Source organism: Microcystis sp. CS-574 (assembly GCF_028329095.1).
GTDB lineage: Bacteria > Cyanobacteriota > Cyanobacteriia > Cyanobacteriales > Microcystaceae > Microcystis > Microcystis ichthyoblabe_A.
On sequence record NZ_JAQMSY010000234.1, the window covers coordinates 26,915 to 35,407 of the forward strand.

The 8,493-nt window shown below is 42.4% G+C and carries 11 protein-coding genes and 2 pseudogenes; 12 read left to right on the plus strand and 1 reads right to left on the minus strand.

Features of this window, described 5'->3' with window-relative positions; translation table 11 throughout:
* Window positions 1-566 precede the first annotated feature (566 nt).
* The 11 genes from PN470_RS19195 to PN470_RS19240 all read left to right on the plus strand — a co-directional run bounded on the left by PN470_RS19195 (window position 567) and on the right by PN470_RS19240 (window position 7,855).
* Complete coding sequence (locus PN470_RS19195) at window positions 567-815, plus strand: type II toxin-antitoxin system Phd/YefM family antitoxin (RefSeq protein WP_002739617.1); 249 nt, start codon at window positions 567-569, stop codon at window positions 813-815.
* Window positions 808-1,077, plus strand: a complete 270-nt coding sequence (locus tag PN470_RS19200; protein WP_106909402.1) for a type II toxin-antitoxin system RelE family toxin — start codon at window positions 808-810, stop codon at window positions 1,075-1,077. Before PN470_RS19195 ends, PN470_RS19200 begins: the two co-directional genes overlap by 8 nt.
* Before the next feature lie 82 nt (window positions 1,078-1,159).
* On the plus strand, window positions 1,160-1,450 hold the full coding sequence (locus PN470_RS19205; RefSeq protein WP_271935834.1) for a UPF0175 family protein: 291 nt from the start codon (window positions 1,160-1,162) through the stop codon (window positions 1,448-1,450).
* Window positions 1,434-1,928, plus strand: a complete 495-nt coding sequence (locus tag PN470_RS19210) for a DUF3368 domain-containing protein (protein ID WP_271935833.1) — start codon at window positions 1,434-1,436, stop codon at window positions 1,926-1,928. The genes PN470_RS19205 and PN470_RS19210 overlap by 17 nt, the downstream gene beginning before the upstream one ends.
* Before the next feature lie 39 nt (window positions 1,929-1,967).
* Window positions 1,968-2,177, plus strand: a complete 210-nt coding sequence (locus tag PN470_RS22245; protein WP_308417861.1) for a hypothetical protein — start codon at window positions 1,968-1,970, stop codon at window positions 2,175-2,177.
* An 83-nt stretch (window positions 2,178-2,260) separates the two neighbouring features.
* A complete protein-coding gene (locus PN470_RS19215) occupies window positions 2,261-2,449 on the plus strand; it encodes a hypothetical protein (protein ID WP_002787839.1) in 189 nt (62 codons plus the stop codon).
* Between the two features lie 123 nt (window positions 2,450-2,572).
* On the plus strand, window positions 2,573-3,181 hold the full coding sequence (locus PN470_RS19220) for a DUF3782 domain-containing protein (protein ID WP_272104948.1): 609 nt from the start codon (window positions 2,573-2,575) through the stop codon (window positions 3,179-3,181).
* A gap of 178 nt (window positions 3,182-3,359) precedes the next feature.
* Complete coding sequence (locus PN470_RS19225; protein WP_002739647.1) at window positions 3,360-3,911, plus strand: DUF2854 domain-containing protein; 552 nt, start codon at window positions 3,360-3,362, stop codon at window positions 3,909-3,911.
* Window positions 3,912-4,673 carry a sulfite exporter TauE/SafE family protein gene (locus PN470_RS19230; protein WP_002793247.1) on the plus strand — a complete coding sequence of 254 codons (762 nt, stop codon included), beginning with the start codon at window positions 3,912-3,914 and terminating at the stop codon, window positions 4,671-4,673.
* A gap of 673 nt (window positions 4,674-5,346) precedes the next feature.
* Window positions 5,347-6,384: a class II fructose-bisphosphatase gene (gene glpX, locus PN470_RS19235; RefSeq protein ID WP_002739910.1), complete on the plus strand. Its 1,038-nt coding sequence runs from the start codon at window positions 5,347-5,349 to the stop codon at window positions 6,382-6,384.
* 184 nt (window positions 6,385-6,568) lie between these two features.
* Window positions 6,569-7,855 carry a glutamyl-tRNA reductase gene (locus PN470_RS19240; RefSeq protein ID WP_002739571.1) on the plus strand — a complete coding sequence of 429 codons (1,287 nt, stop codon included), beginning with the start codon at window positions 6,569-6,571 and terminating at the stop codon, window positions 7,853-7,855.
* A 290-nt stretch (window positions 7,856-8,145) separates the two neighbouring features.
* Here PN470_RS19240 and PN470_RS19245 read toward each other — a convergent pair.
* Window positions 8,146-8,292, minus strand: a pseudogene (locus tag PN470_RS19245) (IS630-like element ISMae26 family transposase); the annotation flags it as partial.
* 70 nt (window positions 8,293-8,362) lie between these two features.
* Here PN470_RS19245 and PN470_RS19250 point away from each other — a divergent pair.
* Window positions 8,363-8,493 (plus strand): annotated as a pseudogene (locus PN470_RS19250) (IS607 family transposase); the annotation flags it as partial.

The following is an 8,493-nucleotide window of genomic DNA, read 5'->3' on the forward strand; positions in this document are numbered from 1 at the left end:
CTCTAAGCATCAAGTACCAGAGAAACCAATTATTTTAGAGGTTTTGAACTGTATCGTAGGGCATACGAGAACAGGCTTCTGTAATGGAGCGAAAGTCTGAGGAGAGACTCGCCTCTGGGTTAGATACCGCAAGGGGTCTGATTTAAGCGAACTCGTTGAGCCAGAAATTCTAATCAGCGATGATAGAAGAATCCACGTCCGTTCACGGCGCGGAGTATGTCAACGGAAGTGTTACCCGAAACCCTTAGAAATTGCCAGAACGATTGGGTCTGAATACCCGCGTGCAAAGGTATTAAAAGCATTAACCGCCACCTTAACCCCTGCTAATGTTGACTTATCTTTCTGGCAAGATGTCCTTCAGGCTTTGGGTACTCTCACTCGTTCTAATTTCCTCGAAACTATTCCCAACTTAGCGCCTTTAATCCTTCATTTTGGGGGGGAGGTCGCTTTAAGAGAAGTGTATCAAAGTATTAGGGATGTTAGTCGCTGGTGGCGGTGATTCTCCTGTCAATAATTGCTATAATAGCTAAAATGGTCATAATGGCTAGTTTCTATAAAGGTTAGTTATGAAAACATTAGGAGCCTCAGAAGCAAAAAATCGCTTTGGCGAACTGTTAGACTTGGCTCGAAGAGAACCAGTAAAGATAGCAAAAAAGGGACGTAATGTTGCAGTCGTGCTGTCAATCGAGGAATTTGAGAGATTTTCCGAGTTAGAAAATCAACTTTTGGCTTTACAGGCAGAAAAAGCTCATCAAGAAGGTTTTATCGGAACAACAGAAAGTGAGGCTTTACTGTCAGAAATTTTAAATGCTTAAGATTAACCTATCTCGACAGGCAACTAAACGCTTAAAAAAACTGCCAGATAAACACGCCAAACAAGTAGCCACAAAAATAACCGAACTGAGAACAAATCCCTATCCCCAAGATTCTCTAAAGTTAAAAGGATACTCTTATCATAGAGCCGATATTGGTGAATATCGAATCGTTTATCGTGTTGAGGAGCAAACACTAGAAATCTTGCTGATTGACAAACGAAACGATGATGAAATTTATAAACAACTAAAGAGAAAAATATAGAGAATCTTAATTATCAACCATCAATTAATTAGCGATATTATTCCTGCTAAAATCAAGAAAAACAAATTATCTTTAAACACTCATGAACATTAATGTAACATTTCCCGAAGAACTCCTCATTGCTGCCAGAGAAGAAAAAGAAGCATTCTCTCGTAAAGTCATAATTTATACATTAGGGCATCTTTATCAAGAAGGAAAAATTTCAGCAGGAATCGGCGCACAAGTATTAGGCTGCGATAAATATACATTTTATACACTTCTCTCTGAGTATGGTTTTTCCATTATTGATTACACAGCAGAAGAATGGGAATCAGAAATACAAACCAGCCGTAAATTAGCCCAAAAAATCAAAGATAATGAAGATAATTGTTAATTCTACACCGATCATCGCCTTATCTTTGATTAATCAATTAGACCTTCTTAATCAGCTATGTGATCAAGTGATTATTCCCTTAGCAGTCTATCAAAAAATTGTCATCACCAGAAACGATAAACTGGGGGCGAAAGAACTCAAAAACGCCAATTGGATTCAAGTCCAAGAAGTTGTATCATCATCTCCTCTTGAACCGCTATTACTAGGATTAGATCGAGGAGAATTAGAAGTTATTCTCTTGGCAATTTCAATTAAACTAGACTGGGTAATTATAGATGAGAAATTGGCAAGAATAGTTGCCAAAACAATGAAATTACCTGTCAAAGGAACCTTAGGAATTCTCTTGGTTGGTTTTGATATGGGTTATCTATCTAAACAAGAAATTTTAGATCTATCACAACAGTTAATTAATCATGGAATTCGTATTAGTTCTCCGATTATTAATTGGCTAAAAACAGAATTAGACAATGATCATTAATACTAACTCAATCGAAAATTTACTACCTTGAAACAATAAATCGTACACATTCGTGACCAAGAAAAACCAGAAACACTCTCTAAAATTTTAACTGCTTTAGATTTTGTTGACTCTGTAGAAATCATCGAAAATCAAACAACATTATCTGATAACGAGCAAGAGTTTTTTGCCCTAGCACGATTGTGGGAAGACAGGGATATTACTCCTAAATCTATCCGTCAAACAGCATGGCGAGAAGAAAACCGATGATTTTATGTGACACCAATATCCTCTCCTTTAATTTCATTTGAGAACAACTGCCTTAGTTAATTTTTGTTCTAATTATAACTCAGGTGTTAATCCCTGCCAATGTTGACCTATCCTTCTGGGAAAAAACCCTTCATGCTTTGGGAACTCTCACTCGTCCTCATTTCCTCGAAACTATTCCCAACTTAGTCCCTTTAATCCTTCATTTTTGGGGGGAGGTCGCCTTAAGAGAAGTGTATCAAAGTATTAGGGATGTTAGTCGCTGGTGGCGGTGATTCTTGTTCTATGAATTAGCCTCCGCCTTACCCAATTGAATCAGCAGTCTGCTCCCCAGTGTCTTCGGCAAGCGCAGAAATCCGATAAAATAGTGAATAGGTGACATCGGGAAAAAATTATCTATGGCAACTACATCCGAAGACGTATGGCGACTCTTAGCCGAATTAACTGCTGCTCAAAAAGAAACTGACAAACAACTGAAGGAAGTTAGTCAACAACAGAAGGAAACTGACCGACAACAGAAGGAAAACGCCCAACAACAGAAGAAAACTGACAAACAACTCAAAGAATTAGGTCAGCAAATTGGGGGATTAGGGGCAAAATTCGGCAGCTTTACCGAAGGACTTGCCCTTCCTTCAATGGAAAAGATTCTCAGACAAAGGTTCGGTATGGAAGTTGTTAGTCCCAGTGTCCGAGTCAGTAAAGATGGAAAACACCTAGAAATTGATGTCCTTGCCTATACCAATGGTGAGCTAAATACTGCCTATATCGTTGAGGTTAAAAGTCATGCTAGAGAGGAATCCATTACACAATTAAAAAGTATTTTGCAACGGTTTCGCAGCTTTTTCACTGAACACAAAGACAAAAAACTCTATGGCATACTAGCATCAGTTGACTTATCCAACGAATTACGCGAAAAAATTCTGCAAGAAGGGTTTTATGTGGCTCGGATTCATGACCAAGTATTTGAACTCGATATTCCTGATAATTTTCAACCCCGACCTTATTAAAACATCAAAATTGAGATTACTTACTTATTAAGTGTCAAGTTCGCCGCTTTCTTTTCACTGATGACTGATGACTGTTTACTGATAACTGAAAAATCTTCCCACTGCCCATCTGCAAAAAAGATTCTCTTGAGTTGTATAATCTCTAAAGGATTAGCGTACTCAAGAAAAAAATTATTTCATGCTCAGAAAAATTAGACTATCATACTTTGGCTTAATTTTAGGCAGTATTTTAACGGTTATCGGGATCATCGGTTATGCCCAAGGTAACGCCACGGTCAATTTAGCGGGTTTTTTCTACGGATTACCGTTATTATTGGGAGGTTTAGCCCTAAAAGCTTCAGAAATCAAACCGATACCCTTCAGTCAACCCACTAGCCCCGAAATCTTGCAATTGCGCCAACAACAGGCCACTGTCACCCAAACCAAACTTCGCAACGATGTCACCCGCTATCGCTACGGACAGGAAGTGCATCTGGATGAAGCCCTAGAAAAGCTGGGATTAAGCCCCACAGACGAGGAAAGACCGACTTTAGTGGCAATTCGTGAAACTGCTGTTGATTCCGCCTATTGTTTCACCCTAGAATTTGAATCGCCCCTTTTACCCCTAGAAAAGTGGCTGGCAAAACAGGAAAAAATCGAAAGATATTTTGGACCAGGAATTAGAGCCGAAATTAAGCAAGTTGACGAGGAAAAAATTGATTTATCGCTAATTACTATCCCTAACACCTAAATGCTCACGCCTATTCAGTATGGCTTCTTGGTAATCGCTGCCGTGGCTGCCGGCTTAATTAATGCTCTTGCCGGTGGCGGTAGTCTGATTACTTTTCCGACGCTGATGGCGGTGGGTATCCCACCAGTAATGGCAAATGTGACTAATACCGTCGCTTTATGTCCCGGTTATCTGGGGGCAACCCTCGCCCAAAAAAAAGACCTGCACGGGCAACAAAAACGGATTCGATTATTACTACCACCGGCAGTTATTGGCGGCATTATCGGTGGTATTTTGCTGTTAAATAGTAGTGATAAAGTATTTGAGCGCCTGATTCCTTTTCTGATTCTTTTAGCGGCGGCTTTATTGGCTTTTCAAGATACTTTACGCTCTTGGCTACAGCGGCAACAAGGGGACGAAAATGGTCATATACCAGAAATTTTGGCGGTTTTACCCATCGCTCTTGCTTCAGTTTATGGTGGTTATTTTGGCGCAGGTTTAGGGGTAATTGAGTTGGCAATTTTGGGCTTATTTCTCAAGGATAATCTCACGAGATTAAATGCTTTAAAACAGTTGCTTTCTTTGGTGGTTAATGTGGCCGCATCTTGGTTTTTTCTCTTTTCTAATCATGTATATTGGTCGGCAGCGATAGTGGTAGCAATTGGCTCTTTAATGGGGGGGGTATTGGGGGGAAAACTAGCTAGAATTATCTCTCCTAGTTATCTGCGCCAGACTGTGGTAATTCTGAGTATTATTATCGCTATAGTTTATTGGCTTCGTTAACAAACCGAGTTAAGTAGTCGTGCAAAATTAATTTCCTAGTGAAGATAGGCAAAAGGCAAGAGGCAGGAGGCAAGAGGTGGTTAGATATGTGTAATTAATTTTGCTTAGGTACTTATAGGCGGTTAAAATGCGTCTTAAGTACGTAGGCGTTAAAAATTATCAAATGCTCCCTTATCAAGGGGGGCAGGGGGGATCGAACCCAAAATCTATCTTCAATTTAATTATAACCAGCTACTTAGCTTATCTTAAGGATGAGGTAGGAAATTTTCCCTTTGGGGAGTCAGTCGTCGATAGCAAATTAGGTTATACTGCATCTTTATGAGAAAGACCGTCAACTAAAATGGCTCATTTTAAAACCTGACCCGATAACGTTATAATTTTGCTCGGCAAAACCGCACCAGATGTTTAGTATTGACAAAGCTGCCCTTGTCTAGCATTCACAACAGGGGGAAGAACCTTCCTTCATGCGATCGCCAGACCAAATCAGCGAACAAGCTCTCCATAACTGAGATGGGGGCGACAGTGCTGGCAAAAATTCCCTAGCTATACCGGTCTCCTCCAGATGATCTACATAAAAACTTAAGAATGATCCCCGTCTGGTGATAGACTTTTGACTGTTAAGGAAACAAACTCACTAGATAAATCATAGATCAGCTGTAGGGAGGATCATCGAGTGGAAAGTACGCTAGGGTTAGAAATTATCGAAGTGGTCGAACAGGCTGCCATTGCCTCCTCGAAGTGGATGGGTAAAGGCGAAAAAAATATCGCCGATCACGTCGCTGTGGAAGCGATGCGCGAACGGATGAATAAAATCCATATGCGCGGTCGCATCGTTATTGGAGAAGGGGAAAGAGACGAGGCTCCCATGCTCTATATTGGCGAAGAAGTGGGTATCTGTACCCAAGTTGATGCCAAACAATATTGTAATCCCGACGAATTAGTCGAAATCGATATCGCCGTCGATCCCTGCGAAGGCACTAACTTGGTTGCCTACGGTCAAAATGGTTCTATGGCCGTGTTAGCGATCTCCGAAAAAGGTGGATTATTCGCCGCTCCTGACTTTTATATGAAAAAATTAGCCGCTCCCCCAGCAGCTAAAGGTCATGTGGATATTAATAAATCGGCGACGGAAAACCTGAAAGTTCTTTCCGATTGTCTCAATCGTTCCATCGAAGAACTGGTGGTAGTGGTTATGGATCGTCCCCGTCACAAGGAATTAATCCAAGAAATCCGCAACGCCGGGGCCAGAGTTCGTCTGATCAGCGATGGTGACGTATCGGCCGCTATTTCCTGCGCTTTTTCGGGAACTAATATTCATGCTCTCATGGGTATCGGTGCCGCTCCAGAAGGGGTAATCTCGGCGGCGGCTATGCGTTGTCTAGGCGGTCACTTCCAGGGACAATTAATCTATGATCCCGAAGTGGTCAAAACCGGTTTAATCGGCGAAAGCCGCGAGGGTAATCTCGCTCGTCTGCAAGAAATGGGCATCACCAATCCCGATCGCGTTTACGGTTGCGAAGAATTAGCCAGTGGCCAAACCGTCCTCTTTGCCGCCTGTGGGATCACCCCCGGCACCCTGATGGAAGGGGTACGCTTCTTCCATGGTGGCGCTCGAACCCAAAGCTTGGTTATCTCCACCCAATCGAAAACCGCTCGCTTTGTCGATACCGTTCACCTGTTCGACCAACCCAAATACATTCAACTGAGATAATTCCCTGACGCGGTGGGGTGGGTATGGCTCACCTCGCCCCCATTGGTAAAAATATATAAAGTTTTTTTTCAAACATCTTTTATTTGCATCCCGATGGGGACTAAATTGCAACAATTAGAGACATAACGCACTGATCTTTATCAATAATTTTTGTAGCCTGAGCAACATTTGTAGGAGAACATAAATGAATATTGCTGTAGTGGGCTTGAGTCACAAGACAGCCCCGGTGGAAATTCGCGAAAAATTGAGTATCCCGGAAGCGAAAATCGAGTCCGCTCTTACCCACCTCAAGGGTTATCCCCACATCCAAGAGGTGGCGATTATCAGCACCTGTAACCGCTTGGAGATCTACGCCGTGGTTACGGATACGGAAAAGGGCGTGGTGGAAATTACCCAGTTTCTCGCTGAAATCGGACATATTCCCCTTAATGTCCTGCGTCGTTATCTGTTTACCCTACTGCATCAGGATGCTGTCCGTCATCTGCTCCGGGTGTCCGCCGGTTTAGAAAGTCTTGTCCTCGGGGAAGGGCAAATTCTCGCTCAAGTTAAAAATACCCATAAATTAGCTCAGAAGTACAATACTATTAGCCAATTACTCGATCGCCTGTTTAAACAAGCGATGACTGCCGGTAAGCGCGTCCGCACGGAAACCAGCATCGGCACGGGAGCCGTATCGATCAGTTCGGCGGCGGTGGAGTTAGCCCATGCTAAGGTGGCAGACCTCAGCGGCAAGAAAATCGCTATTATCGGGGCAGGGAAAATGTCCCGATTATTAGTTACTCACCTTCTGGCTAAGGGTTCTCAGCAAATTGCGATCGTCAATCGCTCCCAAAGACGAGCCCAGGAGTTGGCCCGTGAATTTCCTAACGTACCAATCCAACTATATGGCTTAGAAGAGATGATGGCTACAGTAGCGGCATCGGATATCGTCTTCACCAGTACCGGAGCCACGGAACCAATTTTAACTAAAAATTTATTGACAGAAGTGACGATTACTGCTAACTCGCTGATGTTAATCGATATTTCTGTTCCCCGTAACGTCCACACCGACGTGAAGGAATTGGCACAAGTGCAAGCTTTTAACGTCGATGATCTTAAAGCGGTGGTTGCCGCCAATCAGGAAAGTCGCCGTCAGATGGCCAGGGAAGCAGAGGCACTCCTAGAGCAGGAAGTGGAAGCTTTCGAGCTTTGGTGGCGTTCTTTGGACACTGTCCCGACAATTAGCTGTTTAAGAAGCAAAATTGAAGATATTCGCGAACAGGAATTAGAAAAGGCCCTCTCCCGTCTGGGGACGGAATTCGCCGAAAAACACCAAGAAGTTATCGAAGCAATGACCCGCGGTATCGTTAATAAAATCCTTCACGAACCCATGGTACAACTGCGGGCCCAACAGGATATCGAAGCGCGTAAGCGCTGTTTACAATCCCTACAAATGCTCTTTAATCTCAGTGTCGGGGAAGAATATAGTTAGAGTCCGACAATTGACAAAAATTAAGGGTGATTCTACTGGTCTGTTAAGATGATTTTGAGGGATTGGGGGCGAATAATTTGGCAGCATTCCCCTATCCACAATTTCAAGATTGACAGACCACTAAGCGGTTGACTCTCTAAATTAGTCGTTAAGACTGTCTATGAGCGTCGGAGTTGACAGCAGGGAGCGGTATAATTAATGGACATCTCCAAGAATTAGACCCAGTCACAGCTTGCTTTTATGCCATGTGCTAATTAAATGGTTCGATAATCGTTGTTGATTCAATTTAACTTTTGTGGTTTTCTTCCCCAAGCTCTTCGGCCAATTAAGGCTCTAGCATAGAGTCTTAATTGGGCTAAATTTACCCCCGATTCATCGATGAAAATTAGTTTTGATGCCTCAATTTCTCGCACTTGAGACCAGTATTGTAAAGTTTTGTAAAAAATATATGCAAATGACTGCAAACAACTGCTAATATGGTTAGTACAAGTTTACATTGCAGTTCATATAAAACTATCAGATTATGCTAAGAAAAAAGGGATCAGTTATGACACTGCTTGGAGAATGTGGAATCGAGGGCAGTTACAAGGAGAACGTCTTCCTACAGGAACAATTATTATTTTTGAAGATGACCGTTC